Here is a 15,457-nt window from a genome sequence, read left to right on the forward strand (position 1 = left end):
CAATTACCTTAACTTCAACGTGGCTAAGCCAAGTAAGACGAGGAATATCGAGATAATCCAAAAACGCACTATCACTCGAGGTTCAGGCCAGCCTTTTAACTCATAGTGATGGTGTATCGGCGCCATGCGGAAAATACGCTGGCCGCGTAACTTGTACGAACCCACCTGTAGGATGACTGACAGGGTTTCCATCACGAACACGCCGCCCATGATCACTAACAAAATTTCTTGGCGAACGAGCACTGCAATTGTGCCCAGTGCAGCACCTAATGACAGTGAACCCACATCGCCCATGAAGACTTGCGCAGGGTAAGTGTTGAACCACAAAAAGCCCAGACCCGCACCGACAATGGCGGTACAGACAATCACAAGCTCACCCGAACCGGGTAAATGCGGAATATGTAAGTAGTTCGCAAACTGCGCGTGACCCGATAAATAAGCTATCAAGGCAAACGCCGCCGCGACCATTACCGTCGGCATGATTGCCAAACCGTCTAGGCCGTCGGTTAAGTTCACCGCATTGCTCGAACCCACAATCGTGAAGTACGCCAATACGATAAATACGGCGCCAAGTTGCGGCATCACGTCTTTAAAGAAAGGCACCACTAACTGGGTTTCACCTGGATTTGCCGCTGTGGCATACAGGAAAAAAGCAATGAGCAGCGCAGCTAAAGATTGCAGAATGTACTTCCAGCGCGCGATCAAACCTTTAGTGTCTTTACGCACCACTTTGCGGTAATCGTCGATAAAGCCGATCAAACCGAAACTACCGAGCACAAACAACATCACCCACACATAGCGGCTACCGAGATCGCCCCACAGCAACACACTGATGAAGATAGCAGCCAATATCAGCAAGCCACCCATAGTCGGCGTGCCACGCTTACTAAAATGTGATTCTGGACCATCGTTACGCACGACCTGACCAATTTGCAGTAATTGCAAACGTTCAATCAGTTTAGGGCCAAACCATAAGCTAAAAACCAATGCGGTTAATAAGCCTAAAATGGCTCGAAACGTCACATAGGAAAACACGTTAAACCCGGTATGAAAACGGGTTAAATACTCGGCCAGATATACCAGCATTTACACTAACTCCCCACGCCCGAAGGCTACTGTTAGTCCATCCACGACCCGCTCCATGGCGGCGCTACGTGAACCTTTAACGAGAACCGTTACCTGTCCCGGTAACTGGTTAATATGCTTTATGAGTTTTTCTACTAACGTCGCCACACTGTCATAGTGCTCCGCACCGAAAGCTTGGCTCGTATGCTGACTTAACGTTCCGGTGCAAAACAAGGCATCTATCCCCTGTTGCTTGGCCAGTTGCCCTAGTTCAGCGTGTAAAAGGGGCGCATTGTCGCCTAATTCTCCTAAATCTCCCAGTACCAGACAGCGATTTTCAGAAATTTCCTTTAACCAAGCGATCGCAGCGCCAACGGACACAGGATTTGCGTTATAGCTATCGTCGATTAGACGCACGCGCCCCAATTGACTCGGCTGCATACGTCCTTTCACTGGCGTTAATTGGCTCAAGCCTTCAGATATTTCAGTCAAACTCAATCCCAAAGCAATACAAACACTTGCAGCGGCGAGTGCATTACTCACCTGATGACGACCCGCCAACGGCAATACAACTTGGCAAGATTCACCTAAATAATTGAGCATAAAACGATAGCAACCATCCGCATTAGTCTTATGGCCTGTCGCTATCACGTCGATATGACGTTTAGCGGCGCCATCTTGCTGGGAGAAGCTCAATTGCTTATAAGGTCTTGCCTTAACGCTCATAAAATCAGCGAAGGCATCATCGGCGTTGATGATGGCAGTGCCATCGGCCTGCAGATGATTAAAAATCTCTGACTTCGCCTGTGCGACACCTGCTTGTGATCCAAATCCTTCTAAATGGGCGCTGCCGACGTTATTCACCAGCGCTACGTTTGGACGCACGAGTCCCGAGGTGTAATCGATTTCACCTTTATGGTTAGCGCCGAGCTCGAATATCCCAAACTCATCCGCTGGCGTTAAACGCAGCAAAGTGAGCGGCACACCAATCTCATTATTAAAATTGCCAGCGGTATAGAGGATTTGATGCTTTGCCGACAGAATGGTCGCGATCATTTCCTTCACGCTGGTTTTGCCGTTTGAGCCAGTCAAAGCAACACAAATCGGATTGATCTGGTCACGAACATAAGCACCAATCGCACCCATGGCTTTTTGACAATCAGCCACTATGAGCTGCGGGATATCAAAAGCTAACTCACGCTCAACCATTAACGCCGCTGCGCCGTTCGCAATAGCTGTAGCTGCAAAATCATGGCCGTCAAAGCGCTCACCCTTTAAGGCAACAAACAGGGTTGCAGCGCCGATTTTGCGGCTATCACTGCTTAAATCTTGGATGGTGACGTCGTCACCGACTCGAAACGTACCTAAGTGTTGACTTAGGGTCTCGAGAGAAAGAGGGATCATCTTAATTGCTCCGATAACTGGCGTGCCAGAGCGCGTTCATCATAGTCATGACGCACACCTGCCGCCTCTTGGTAAGTTTCGTGGCCTTTGCCCGCCAGCAAGATCACATCGCCAGGTTTAGCCAATGCCACAACCTCTTTAATTGCTGCGATACGGTCAACCTGAGTCAATGCCTGCTCTGGTGTTGCAAGCCCTTGGATAATATCGGTAATAATTTGCGCGGGATCTTCACTGCGTGCATTGTCGCTGGTCACCATAATACGGTCGGCAAACTGTTCAGCAGCTTGGCCCATCAAAGGACGCTTGCCCTTATCACGGTCGCCGCCACAACCAAACACGCACCATAAATCACCGGCACAATGGCGACGTAGCGCGTTTAACGCTTGTTCGATCGCATCGGGTGTATGGGCATAATCGACCACTAAGGTGATGTTATCCGCTGTAGTGAAACGCTCCATACGACCTGCAACAGGCGTTAAATATTGCACCTGCTCGGCTAACGCTTTCATATCAAAACCTTGCAGATACAAGGCCGATAACGCCGCGAGTAAATTAGAGAGATTAAAGGCACCAAGAAGTGGCGAGTGGATTTGAGTCTCGCCCTCGGGCCACACTAAGGTTGCACTGACACCTTGATCGTCAAACTTGGCATTTTTGGTATAAAAAGCCGCACCTTGATGACCTTCAATACTAAAACCCCAAATCTGCGCAGGCGCAGGCTTAAGCTCAGTCAACCAAGACGCGCCAACTGCATCGTCGAGATTCAATAAACCGTGACCTAAAGTGCTGAAGCGAAATAGGCTTTGTTTAGCGGCGGCATAGCTTTCCATATCGCCGTGGTAATCGAGGTGATCGCGTGTCAGATTAGTGAACACGGCAACATCAAATGGTACTGCGTCGACGCGGCCTTGCACTAAGCCGTGACTTGACACTTCCATGGCGCAGACACTCGCGCCTTGGGCTTCAAACTCATGCAACTGACGCATTAAGGTAATCGCATCGGCTGTGGTATTACCGCTATCGACTAACGCCCCCCAGAGACCATTACCAAGGGTTCCCATGACGGCGGCTTTGCGCCCCAATGAAGTCACCAGTTGTGCAATGAGTTGACTCGTAGAGGTTTTACCGTTAGTTCCGGTAATGCCGATAACCCCAAGGGATGGCATAACGGCAGACTTGTGCGCTAAGGGATAACGCTGGGTGGCAATTGCCGATACCTGACGACTTAACTGAAAGAAATAAATCTGCACACCGTGCTCGGCATTATCGCCCAGCAACACTTTGCCATGTTGGTCAGCATCATCCGTGTGAACTAATACGCCTGCTGCACCTAAATCTAAGGCTTTTTCAATAAACTGTCTGCCATCGACCTTATGTCCTGGCAGCGCCAAAAACACATCGCCGCGACGTATTGCGCGGCTATCTAAGGTCAGATCATTGAAGGACTGCGCGCCAGCATAATGTAGCCAAGGCGCTAGCAAATCCCGTAATAACATCATTCTGCTCTCCCAGCGGCGATTCCCGCCAATTGCACTTGTTCTTTATCGGTAATGGGTTCAACGTTTAACATTTGCAGTGCGCCAGACATGACTTTGGCAAATGCAGGCCCCGCCACTGAACCACCATAATAGAGATCGCCCTTAGGCTCATTCACTACCACCACTATCGCTAATCTAGGATTATTCGCAGGAGCAACACCCGCAAATAAAGCAACATAATCATCACCATAACCACCAGCAACTGCCTTGCGACTTGTGCCAGACTTACCTGCAACTGGATAACCGTCGATGTGTGCTAAGGTGCCAGTGCCACCTTTTTCCGTTACACCGACCAGCATTTGCATCACATCGTGGGCCACATTTTCAGAAATGACTCGCTCACCGACAGGTGGCTTTTTCAGTTTCATTATCGAGACAGGGAACAAAGTGCCGCCATTGCCTAAAGTGGCATACATGCGCGCAAGTTGAAGTGTTGTTGCCGTTAAGCCGTAACCAAACGACAAGGTGGCACGTTCAAAGTCTGACCAGCGGTGGCGATCTTGAATCAAGCCAGCGCTTTCACCCGTGAGGTTAATTCCCGAAAAGCTGCCAAGTCCCATGGATTGATAAGTACCGAGCAGTTGCTGCACCGGAATAGACAAAGCCAATTTACTGATGCCGACGTTACTGGATTTAGCCAAAATACGCGCCAAACTCATATCGCCGTAGTTCGCGGGGTCGCGTACTTGGCGGCCGCCTAAACGCATCCAACCCGGTGAAGTGGCAATAATATCGGTCGATTTAACTGTGCCAGCTTCAAGCGCTGCGGCAACCACAAATGGCTTAATGGTCGAACCCGGCTCAAAGGTATCTGTCATAGCACGGTTACGCATTCTGAAGGTTTGCAGATTGTCGCGCGCATTGGGGTTATACGAAGGCGTATTCACCATTGCCAAGACTTCACCCGTGTGAATATCGAGTACGACGATGGAACCCGAAGTCGCTTGGTTCATCTCAGTGGTGCGTTTTAGTTCGCGATAGGCTAATTGTTGGATCCTATGATCGATACTCAGCACGAGATCATTTGGACTCTCACCTTCCTGCACTATATCGAGACGCTCGACGACATGACCATCGCGTGACTTACGCACTTTTTGTTTGGAAGGCGTACCTGTTAACCAACTATTATATGCATTTTCAACACCTTCAATCCCAACATCATCTATGTTAGTGATGCCGATTAACTGAGCCGTGATTTCGCCACCAGGATAATAACGGCGAGATTCAGACTTTAGAAATACACCGGGTAATTTAAGCTGAGTAATATAGTCCGCAACCGCAGGGGTAATTTGGCGTTTCAAGTAGGTGAAGCGTTTGGTGGGGTTACTGCGCACTCGCTCTAACAAATCTTCGAGGGGCTCATGCAACACATCGGCTAAGGCTTGCCAGCGGCGCATATCGGCAAAACCATTACTATCATTGACTTGTTTTGGATCGGCCCAGACGGCTCGTACAGGTACGCTCACGGCCAGCATGTCGCCATTACGGTCGGTGATCAAGCCACGCTGCACTTCACGACTTGTGGTCCGCAATGTTCGCATGTCACTTTCGTGACGTAATTTGTCGGGCTCGATAATTTGAATGTAAGCTGCGCGTCCCACTAGGCTGCAAAACAACGCACACACAAACCCGACCACTACGTATAAACGCCAGTGGATCAATTGAGGTTTTTGCGGTTTGCTTACCCGTTTGATTTTCGCTTGCCTAGTCATATCTTCCCTATACTCACGGCACCTTTACCACAACTTCTTCGCTGGGTAACGGACGACTCATGTTGAGTTCCTTAGAGGCAATACGCGTAATACGACTGTGCTCAGTCTGCGATTGCTCTTCTAATAATAAATTGCGCCACTCAATATCTAATCTATCTCGCTCCTGCAGTAACTGGTCCCACTGGGTTGTCAGTTGACGGCTAACATGGCTGCCATAAACCACGGCAACCGCATTACTCAGCACAAGCAAGGCTAATAACAAGATCCATTTGTGCAGCCATAAATCATGTAAAACGATCCGTGGCAGATTAATCGAGGGCTTACTCACAGTGCGCCCCTTAGTAATCTAAACGCTCGGCAATGCGTAACACTGAGCTGCGAGCTCTGGCATTGCGTTCGATTTCTTCGTCGGATGGCATAATCGCCTTGCCCACAGCGCGTAACTTACGCGACTTGTTAATTTGATCTTCAGTGACCGGAAAACCGTGCGGTACACTTTCGCCTTGGCTATGACGACGAATAAAACGCTTCACGATACGATCTTCTAAAGAATGGAAACTGATGACCGACAAGCGCCCTTGGGGAGCCAGTACATTGACCGCACCTTCAAGCGCTTGATCAATTTGATCTAATTCACTGTTGATATAAATCCGGATGGCTTGAAACACCCGAGTCGCTGGGTGCTTATTGCGTTCTTTACTCTTAGTGATACGCGCGATCAAATCGGCTAAATCTTTAGTTCGTAAAAACGGGGTTTTATCACGATCCGCAGCGATACAACGAGCAATATGGCGGGCGTTTTTCTCTTCGCCATAGGTCTTAAATACCCAAGCCATATCCTCAATTTCTGCGCGGGCTAACCACTGAGCAGCTGTTTGGCCTTGGCTGTTATCCATGCGCATATCGAGCGGGCCATCACGCATAAAACTAAAACCACGTTCGGCATCGTCAAGCTGAGGTGAAGACACACCTAAATCGAGTAATACGCCATCAATTTTGCCCACAAGCCCAAGCTCTTCAACGTAATCGGCTAATTGGCCAAAACCACCATGCACGATTTGAAAGCGTGGATCGTCAGCAAATTGTTTTGCCGCTTCAATCGCTTGAGGGTCACGGTCGATTGCGATCAATCGGCCGTTTTCACCGAGTTGCTGCAACACTTGTCTTGAATGACCACCGCGGCCGAACGTGCCATCGATATAGATGCCATCGTCTTTGATGTTTAAACCGCCAACCGTTTCTGCTAGCAGCACGGATAAATGGGCAAATTCCTGACTCATTACTCTCTTCTTATTTAGTTATCGCGACTCGTTAAAGTGAAAAATCCGCGAGACGCTCGTTACTGGCAAGCTCCTCACTTCGAATCGTTTCCTGACACTCATCGATTTGCTGCAGCCAAGATTGCTCATCCCACAGCTCAAATTTGTTCAATTGCCCCACCAGCATGATGCGCTTATCTAAATTGGCATATTGCCTTAGCGGTGGCGGCAGTAATATGCGCCCATTACCGTCGAGCTCCACTTCGTGGGCGTAACCGAGTAACAGACGTTTTAACGATCTCTGGGTTTTATCGGTATCGGAAAGCGTTAACAACTTAGCTTCGATCAATTCCCATTCATGGATTGGATACAAGAGTAAACAAGCGGATTGGATGTCGACGGTAATCACGATGCGGCCTTGGTGCTCAAGCTGCAAAGGCTCGCGGTATCGCACTGGAATAGCGATCCGTCCCTTTGTATCTAAGTTGATAGCACTGGCTCCACGAAACACGCTAATTCATCCTTTCCTGTGATTTTTGATCCACAAATATCCACTATTTCCCACAACTGCTAAGTTTAGGGACAGTCGACAAGCAATGTCAAGGGATGGGATCCTTTTATAAATCCAGTCGGCAAGCGGGTTAGCAGCATGTTGAGCACTTAACCTAGCGACAAACTTTTGACATGAAAGACCACGAGAGATCGACTAAACAGAAGAAACTACAGGAATAAATTGCGCCGAAATATTCAGCAACCTTTTGCTTTCAGGTGCTTGCGATGAAAAAAATGGGGGATTAATTCTGTATTTGTGGAATTTTACGGGTCGAGGAATAACCTTAAGCCCAAAAAAGTAACAAAATAAACTTAAATTCAACCTTATTAGACAGTCAAAAAAGAGTTGGATTTAGCACGAAAATCTAAATAATTATCCGAAATAAAGACGATCATCTTTTTGCAGATGGTTGAATATTAATGTCACGATTGCGAGAAAGCTCAACGTTCCCACTCCAAATCCCGTAAAAGCACCACGCGAATCCAACAATTCACCTCAATTTTGCATTCGCTACTATTGTTCCTTCTCAACCACTGTGGTTGCTTCACAATAAGTGCCGCTTTGGTTAGCATCGATTGCTCATGCTTAGATCTTAACCACCCTCATTCGCCTTAACGACTTAAACAGCGTATAGTCTAAATATTAACCGACTCCTGCCGATAACACGTTAAGAGCTGTAGTAACAAGGAGGCGTTATGAGTGGATTGGATAGCATTTATGCCATGCTGGCGCAGCCAGTGAAAGCCGTGTTGCACCCTAAACGGGTCGTCGACCAAGTGAGTAGTGCAACCGCAAATGCCCCCGATAGCCATGAAACACCGCAGTCGCAGTTACCCCCAACGTTAGAAGGGCGCGACGCGAAAGTCAGGGAGAGACGCAAAGATGCTGATAACAACAAGAATAAGAAACGCCGTGCATCGGATGAGCCTGAAGAATTAAAAGAAGGTGTCGTGCTTGAAGTGACCGACGATACCGCGGAAATCAAAAAGCCACCGAGCCAACATATTATTGATGTTGAAGTATAAATCCGTCTTAATATAAAACGGAAAAGGCGCAATCCTATTGGATTAGCGCCTTTTTATTCACCACAATCGAGTCATATTTCAAACCAACTCAATATCAAATTTAAGCATGCCTCAAGTCCAACGACTTGAGTTGAATAGCTTAAGTCGAATAGCTTAGGCGCGAGTTCTGGCGACGGCATCCTGCCAACCTGCGTATAACAGCACCCGAGTCTTAGCATCAATATTGGGGATAAAATGCTTATCGATACAAGCTTTATGTTCAAGCTCTATGACACTCTCCCAAAAGCCCACCGCCAGACCCGCTAAAAATGCCGCGCCTAGGGCAGTTGTTTCGCAATTACTCGGTCTTAACACTTCGACATCGGTAATATCGGCTTGAAACTGCATCAAAAAATCATTGGCGACCGCACCGCCATCCACCTTCAAACGTTTAAGGCTGACACCACTGTCTTTAGTCATGGCATCGAGTAAATCTTTACTCTGGTAAGCGATAGATTCTAACGCCGCCCGAATAATATGATTACGATTGGCGCCACGGGTTAACCCAAATAGCGCGCCACGGGCATTCGGGTCCCAATAGGGCGCCCCGAGTCCAACAAAAGCGGGCACTAAATACACGCCATTGGTATCAGCAACCTTAGAGGCAAAATACTCAGTATCACTGGCGTCACGAATAAGCCCAAGTTCATCCCGCAGCCATTGAATGGTCGCGCCACCCATGAAGACTGAACCTTCGAGGGCATAGTTCACTTCGCCCTTCGGCCCTACGGCAACTGTGGTCAGTAACCCATGGTTAGAGCGCACCGCTTTGGTCCCGGTATTCATCAATAAAAAACAACCAGTGCCATAGGTATTCTTCGCCATGCCGGGCTCGACACACAGCTGGCCAAAAAGCGCCGCTTGTTGGTCGCCCGCCATCCCCGCGACTTGGATTTCACTGCCTTCACCGGCAATCCGCGTAGTGCCATACACGCTGCAGGAAGGCTTTACTTCGGGCAACAAAGACAAGGGAATGTCTAAAGCTTCAAGTAACTTGTTATCCCAAGTCAGGCTATGGATATTAAACAGCATAGTACGGGCGGCATTGGTAGGATCTGTGACATGCACTTTGCCCTCGGTTAACTTCCACACTAGCCAAGTATCGATAGTGCCGAACAACAACTCACCGCGTTCAGCTTGCTCACGGGCATTGGGCACATTATCTAGAATCCACTTGATCTTAGTGCCTGAAAAATAAGGGTCGAGTAATAGACCTGTGTTTTCACGCACATACTCTTCTAGCCCTTGAGCTTTGAGTTGCTCACAAATTTCAGAGCTACGACGGCACTGCCACACAATCGCGTTATAGATAGGTTTACCTGTGGCTTTCTCCCAAATGACAGTGGTTTCCCGCTGATTGGTAATGCCAATCGCGGCCACTTCATCGCTGTGGATCCCCGCGCGCGCCAGCACTTCAATTAATACTGAGCTTTGGCTTGCCCAGATCTCCATGGGATCATGCTCGACCCAACCCGGATTTGGATACAACTGGGTGAATTCCCGCTGGGACACGCTGACAATGTTTGCATCGTGATCGAACACTATCGCCCTTGAGCTGGTCGTGCCTTGATCTAAGGCCACCACGTATTTTTTCTGCACGCTACTATCCTATCTGAACTCTCCGCCGCCTTTTTATGCCGGTGAGAGTTAACATGATCCACTACTTATGCAATGAATATATTCGCAATTTTCTGCCGTGACCAGCAAGCAAGCCGAAAAAAAAGATAACGCCACCATGCTATAGCCATAAAAAAGCCCTGAAGATTCAGGGCTTTTTTAAACTACGCAGAACTTACATCTTATAGCTCATCTGGATACCCGCAAGCCACACATCGCCGCTTGCTTCGCCGTTAAAGTTAACCGTCGCTAGATTCAATAGATTTTGTTGCTCGTTGATGGGCGCATCGCCTGTTGCTTTGATATAGGTTACAGCAAAATCAACGTTCAGATTCTTAGTTGCCTGATAACCGGCGCCCACAGAGAACCACAGACGGTCAGAGTCTGGAATTGTGGTTGTGCGCCACTCGTCCTGCGCCGCCGTTTTATCTAGCGCCACACCGGCACGCACTAACCAAGCATTATTGACTTGGTAAGTGGTTCCCAGCGCGAAGCGCCAGTTATCTTCGAAGTGTTCTTCTTTAACTAAATCAGACTCTAAACCGCCCTTAGGTTTAACCTCGCCAGGGAAATACGCCACCAGTTGATCGAATACACTCCAATCGGTCCAGTTCACACTCGCGTGCATGGCCCAGTTATCGGTCAATTGGTGATGGGAAGCAATTTCTGCAAAAGCAGGCAATTCAAGTGGTAAATACCCTTCGATAGATACATCTTGGCCACCAGTGTACAAGACGCCAGAAGCATGGCCATCTAAGTCCAGTTTCACACTACTGTGATACGCAAAACCTAAACGGTGAGCGGGATTAATCTGCCAGCTTGCACCTAACTGCCAGCCGTAACCGATATCATCACCCTTCATGCTCTTAAGCTCAGTACCACCTGGTGGCAACACAGCCTGCACTGGAGCCGGCAGAGCAGGTTTGATACCATCGACCCAACCGGGTAATGACGCACCAATTTCGCCTTCACCATAAACGATACGTACACCAGCACCGACGCTAACAGCATCATTGATGCGGTACGCAATATTTGGATTAAACTCAACGGTTGTAACCGAAGTCTTGTTACCAAAAATAGCCGCGGCGTGAGTCGCAGGTAATTCAGTAGCTAGACCATAGTTAGAATTTACCGCTAGGCCCCAAGTCCATTGATCATTTAACTGATTTGAGTAGTAAAAATTTGGCACCAGTGCGTCATCGGCCACATCCAGTGCATCGCCACCTTTCATAACAACAGGATCTGGGCCAAGCAACGGCGAGCTAATGCTGACATCGCCAGTCACATCGACGTTTGGCATGACATAAATACCACCCGTCGATAACTGACGACCTTCGAGATAAGTCAACATGGCTGGATTACGTGCTTGAGCCGAAGCGTTATCCGCCATAGCCGCTTCACCCGCAAAGGCGCGGCCTAAGCCTGTGGCAGAATATTCGGCTAATTGAAAACCAGCGGCATGGAGTTGAGTCGTTGAACTTAACAAGGCTGCAGTGACAGCCAAAGTCAGAAGACGTTTTTGCATCGTTATTCTCTAATCATATTATTGTTATCTGTACTACTTAAATGAGTACTGCGGCGTTCAGGCAAAATAGAGCAAACACTCCAAATTGAATGCGAAGCAGTTTACTTATGCAGAAGATGTTTGCAACCAAAGGAGATAAAACAGACAAAAACTCTAGCTAATGATGACTTTAAAACAGATTTAGTGACCAACATCACCATTTAAACAAAACTTAGCCTATATACGCCCAGTTACTATTCGCAATGCTGATTAACTCAATATGATAAAATAAAAAAATAACCATAATAAACAATACAATAAAACCATAAAACGCAGAAACACGTGTAAATCATTCAGATGTAACAAATTCAGCATAAATCACTATCGATACAAAAATTCTATGACACACAAACAGCAGTAAAAATTTATCACTTCAAATACAACTAGTTAAACCATGAGCAGATGATGATTTAAAACAAAAGCGCCTAGGTGCTAACCTAGGCGCTTAAATATGGACTCAACACCAGTACAAATGTGCGCTGAAAGTTTAGCAGCGCCAACCTTGGATTTGAGTTTCGTACTGACTGATTTGCGCAGCATGGGACAAGGTCAACCCAATTGCATCTAAACCGTTTAGCAGCTTATGCCTTGCCGATTCTGCCAGCGTAAAACTAAACTCGGCGCCCGACGGTGAAATCACTTTGCAGCTTGTGAGATCAACAGTTATTTGTGCGCCTGCTTCTGCCGCCACTTCATCCATTAATTGGCGCACCTGCGCGTGAGTTAACGCCACAGGTAACAAGCCATTATTGATTGAGTTACCGTAAAAAATGTCAGCAAAACTCGGCGCTATAATCGCACGCAGACCAAAGTCTGCCAGCGCCCAAGGCGCATGTTCGCGGCTTGAACCACAACCAAAGTTTTCCTGCGCCAAAAGAATCGACGCGCCTTTATAACGGCTTTGATTCAATGAAAACTCAGGGTTAGGCAGATCGCCCGCATCATCTAAATAACGCCAGTCGTGAAATAAGTGCACACCAAAACCATCGCGCGTCACCTTAGACAAAAACTGTTTCGGAATGATCTGATCCGTATCGATATTGGTGCTGTCTATCATGACCGCAAGCCCGGTATGGGTCGTAAAAGGTTGCATTAACTTCTCCTCTTGGGTTTACGGTAATTAGTAAGGTTTACGAATATCGACAAAATGCCCTGCCACCGCAGCGGCTGCGGCCATCGCCGGACTCACCAAATGGGTACGACTGCCGCGACCTTGGCGACCTTCGAAGTTACGATTACTGGTCGAGGCGCAGCGATCGCCCGCTTCTAATCTGTCATCGTTCATCGCTAAACACATAGAACAACCCGGTAAACGCCACTCAAACCCCGCTTCGATAAAGATTTTATCTAAGCCTTCGGCTTCGGCTTGCGCTTTCACTTGGCCAGAACCAGGTACGACAATGGCGGTGACGCCACTCGCGACTTTACGGCCTTTGGCATGTACGGCGGCGCTGCGTAAATCTTCAATCCGTGAGTTAGTACAAGAACCGATAAACACCTTGTTGATACTGATGTCTGTCATCGGCGTACCCGCACTCAGGCCAATGTATTCTAAAGCCTTTTCCATACTAGCTCGGGTGCTTGGATTAGCTTCATTAATGGGGTCAGGTACTTTGCCATCGATTGCGACTACTTGGCCTGGGTTAGTACCCCAAGTCAATTGTGGCGCAATATCGGCAGCATCTAACTCAACGACAGCATCAAACACGGCGCCGTCATCGGTTTTAATGGCTTTCCAGTAAGCGACAGCCTCTGCCCAATCTTCGCCCTTTGGCGCAAACTCGCGGCCTGCTAAATAATCGAAAGTGGTTTGATCCGGCGCGACCATGCCCGCCTTAGCCCCCATCTCAATTGCCATGTTACACACTGTCATGCGGCCTTCCATCGACAGGGCTTCAATCGCCTCACCGCAGAACTCCACCACGTAACCCGTGCCACCATCCATGCCGATTTTGCCAATAATAGCGAGGACGATATCTTTGGCGGTCACGCCCTCGGTGACATGACCACGCACTTCAATCTTCATGGTTTTAGCTTTTAACTGACGCAGCGTTTGCGTTGCTAACACGTGCTCAACTTCCGATGTACCAATCCCAAACGCCAACGCGCCAAAGGCGCCGTGGGTGGCGGTATGGGAATCGCCACACACAATCACAGTGCCAGGTAAGGTAATGCCTAACTCTGGGCCCATCACATGCACAATCCCTTGATTAGGATGGTGAATATCATATAAACGCACGCCAAAGTCTTTACAGTTTTGCGCTAGGGTTTCCACCTGAGTGCGCGCCATCGGGCTTAGGGCATCTAAGCTGGCGCTACGGGTTGAAGTATTATGATCCATAGTGGCAAAGGTTTTTTCCGGCGCGCGCAGCTTACGGCCCGCGACTTTCAAACCGCTGAATGCTTGAGGTGACGTCACTTCATGGACTAAATGTCTGTCGACATAAATGACCGGCGCCTCACCCTCGGGAGCTGCAACGATATGTGCATCCCATACTTTTTGGTACAAGGTCTTTGCGTTCGTCATTACACACCTTCCTTTATAGCATTGGCGATAAAGTCACCCATTTCTGCTGTCGTTTTCGCTTCGCTACGCTTGTCGCTGCTCAATAGCTCACCGGTTAAGTAGCCAGAATTTAATGCTTTGCTGACGGCACGCTCAATCGCACAGGCGGCTTCTTCTTGCTTTAAGCTGTGGCGTAACATCAATGCTGCCGACAGAATTTGGGCGATAGGGTTTGCAATGCCTTTGCCCGCGATATCCGGCGCACTGCCACCCGCTGGTTCAAATAAACCAAAGCCAGTGCTGTTCATGCTCGCCGAGGACAACAAGCCCATAGAGCCCGTTAACATGGCGATTTCATCGGATAAAATGTCACCGAACAGGTTAGAACATAACATCACATCAAACTCATCGGGGCGGCGCAGCAGCTGCATAGTCGCGTTATCGATATAGATATGTTCCAGCTCGACATCGGGGAAATCAACCGCTACTTCTTCAACCACTTGGCGCCACAACACTGAACAAGCCAATACGTTGGCTTTATCCACTGAGGTGACTTTTTTACGACGACCACGGGCCGCTTCAAAGGCGATGCGGGCGATACGGCTAATTTCACGGCGGCTATAACGCATAGTATCGAAGGCTTCTTCATTCTCGCCTTCACCTTGGCGGCCCTTTGGCTTACCAAAATAAATGCCACCGGTTAACTCACGCACACATAAAACATCAAAGCCACGGGCAGAGATATCGCTACGCAGCGGTGACATATGCTCTAGGCCATCGTGCAGTTTGGCTGGGCGCAGATTGCAAAACAGTTCGAAGTGGCCACGCAGAGGCAATAGCGCGCCGCGCTCAGGTTGTTCATTTGGCGGTAACTTTTCCCACTTAGGGCCACCGACTGAACCAAATAGAATCGCATCGGCCGCTTCACAACCTTTTAGCGTGGCATCGGGAAGTGGGCAACCGTGGTTATCGATGGCAATACCGCCGACATCGTATTGCGTATATTCGATATTTAAATCGAATCGCGCTTCCACTTCACGTAGCACTTTACGCGCCTCTGCCATCACTTCTGGGCCGATCCCGTCCCCTGCTAATACTGCTACTTGATAACTCATACGCCAGCCAACTCCTTTAAATGTGAATGCTTTATGCTCGACCTTGCTATTCTTTGGAAG

13 protein-coding genes are annotated in these 15,457 nt (G+C 48.5%); 1 reads left to right on the forward strand and 12 read right to left on the reverse strand.

Features of this window, described 5'->3' with window-relative positions:
* Positions 1–3: 3 nt before the first annotated feature.
* From mraY to mraZ, 7 genes are read right to left on the reverse strand one after another with little or no spacing between them, the layout of a single operon-like run.
* A complete protein-coding gene (gene mraY / locus Q4Q52_RS10505) occupies positions 4–1,086 on the reverse strand; it encodes a phospho-N-acetylmuramoyl-pentapeptide-transferase (RefSeq protein WP_006079891.1) in 1,083 nt (360 codons plus the stop codon).
* Positions 1,087–2,469 carry a UDP-N-acetylmuramoyl-tripeptide--D-alanyl-D-alanine ligase gene (gene murF / locus Q4Q52_RS10510; RefSeq protein ID WP_263168648.1) on the reverse strand — a complete coding sequence of 461 codons (1,383 nt, stop codon included), beginning with the start codon at positions 2,467–2,469 and terminating at the stop codon, positions 1,087–1,089.
* Positions 2,466–3,968 (reverse strand): UDP-N-acetylmuramoyl-L-alanyl-D-glutamate--2,6-diaminopimelate ligase, encoded by a 1,503-nt coding sequence (murE, locus tag Q4Q52_RS10515; RefSeq protein WP_311906417.1) that lies wholly within the window; start codon positions 3,966–3,968, stop codon positions 2,466–2,468. The genes murF and murE overlap by 4 nt, the downstream gene beginning before the upstream one ends.
* A complete protein-coding gene (locus Q4Q52_RS10520) occupies positions 3,965–5,719 on the reverse strand; it encodes a penicillin-binding transpeptidase domain-containing protein (RefSeq protein ID WP_105251191.1) in 1,755 nt (584 codons plus the stop codon). The genes murE and Q4Q52_RS10520 overlap by 4 nt, the downstream gene beginning before the upstream one ends.
* 13 nt (positions 5,720–5,732) lie before the next feature.
* Entirely contained in the window at positions 5,733–6,047 is a 315-nt protein-coding gene (gene ftsL, locus Q4Q52_RS10525; protein WP_105251190.1) for a cell division protein FtsL, read from the reverse strand.
* Positions 6,048–6,057: 10 nt separating this feature from the next.
* Positions 6,058–6,999, reverse strand: a complete 942-nt coding sequence (rsmH, locus tag Q4Q52_RS10530) for a 16S rRNA (cytosine(1402)-N(4))-methyltransferase RsmH (RefSeq protein ID WP_006079886.1) — start codon at positions 6,997–6,999, stop codon at positions 6,058–6,060.
* Positions 7,000–7,030: 31 nt separating this feature from the next.
* Positions 7,031–7,489: a division/cell wall cluster transcriptional repressor MraZ gene (gene mraZ, locus Q4Q52_RS10535; protein WP_006079885.1), complete on the reverse strand. Its 459-nt coding sequence runs from the start codon at positions 7,487–7,489 to the stop codon at positions 7,031–7,033.
* Between the two features lie 737 nt (positions 7,490–8,226).
* On the opposite strand from mraZ, the gene Q4Q52_RS10540 reads away from it, so the two are divergent.
* Positions 8,227–8,556: a hypothetical protein gene (locus Q4Q52_RS10540; RefSeq protein WP_006079884.1), complete on the forward strand. Its 330-nt coding sequence runs from the start codon at positions 8,227–8,229 to the stop codon at positions 8,554–8,556.
* Between the two features lie 153 nt (positions 8,557–8,709).
* Here Q4Q52_RS10540 and glpK read toward each other — a convergent pair whose 3' ends face one another.
* The 5 genes from glpK to leuB form a co-directional block, all read right to left on the reverse strand.
* Positions 8,710–10,194, reverse strand: a complete 1,485-nt coding sequence (glpK, locus tag Q4Q52_RS10545; protein ID WP_311990574.1) for a glycerol kinase GlpK — start codon at positions 10,192–10,194, stop codon at positions 8,710–8,712.
* Positions 10,195–10,387: 193 nt separating this feature from the next.
* Positions 10,388–11,737: an outer membrane protein transport protein gene (locus Q4Q52_RS10550; RefSeq protein ID WP_311990575.1), complete on the reverse strand. Its 1,350-nt coding sequence runs from the start codon at positions 11,735–11,737 to the stop codon at positions 10,388–10,390.
* A 526-nt stretch (positions 11,738–12,263) separates the two neighbouring features.
* Positions 12,264–12,869 carry a 3-isopropylmalate dehydratase small subunit gene (leuD, locus tag Q4Q52_RS10555; RefSeq protein WP_311990576.1) on the reverse strand — a complete coding sequence of 202 codons (606 nt, stop codon included), beginning with the start codon at positions 12,867–12,869 and terminating at the stop codon, positions 12,264–12,266.
* Between the two features lie 27 nt (positions 12,870–12,896).
* Entirely contained in the window at positions 12,897–14,303 is a 1,407-nt protein-coding gene (leuC, locus tag Q4Q52_RS10560; protein ID WP_311990577.1) for a 3-isopropylmalate dehydratase large subunit, read from the reverse strand.
* A complete protein-coding gene (gene leuB / locus Q4Q52_RS10565) occupies positions 14,303–15,397 on the reverse strand; it encodes a 3-isopropylmalate dehydrogenase (protein WP_311990578.1) in 1,095 nt (364 codons plus the stop codon). The genes leuC and leuB overlap by 1 nt, the downstream gene beginning before the upstream one ends.
* Positions 15,398–15,457: the final 60 nt, after the last annotated feature.

It is taken from the genome of Shewanella sp. SP1S2-4, from assembly GCF_031932075.1.
GTDB classification, from domain to species: domain Bacteria; phylum Pseudomonadota; class Gammaproteobacteria; order Enterobacterales; family Shewanellaceae; genus Shewanella; species Shewanella baltica.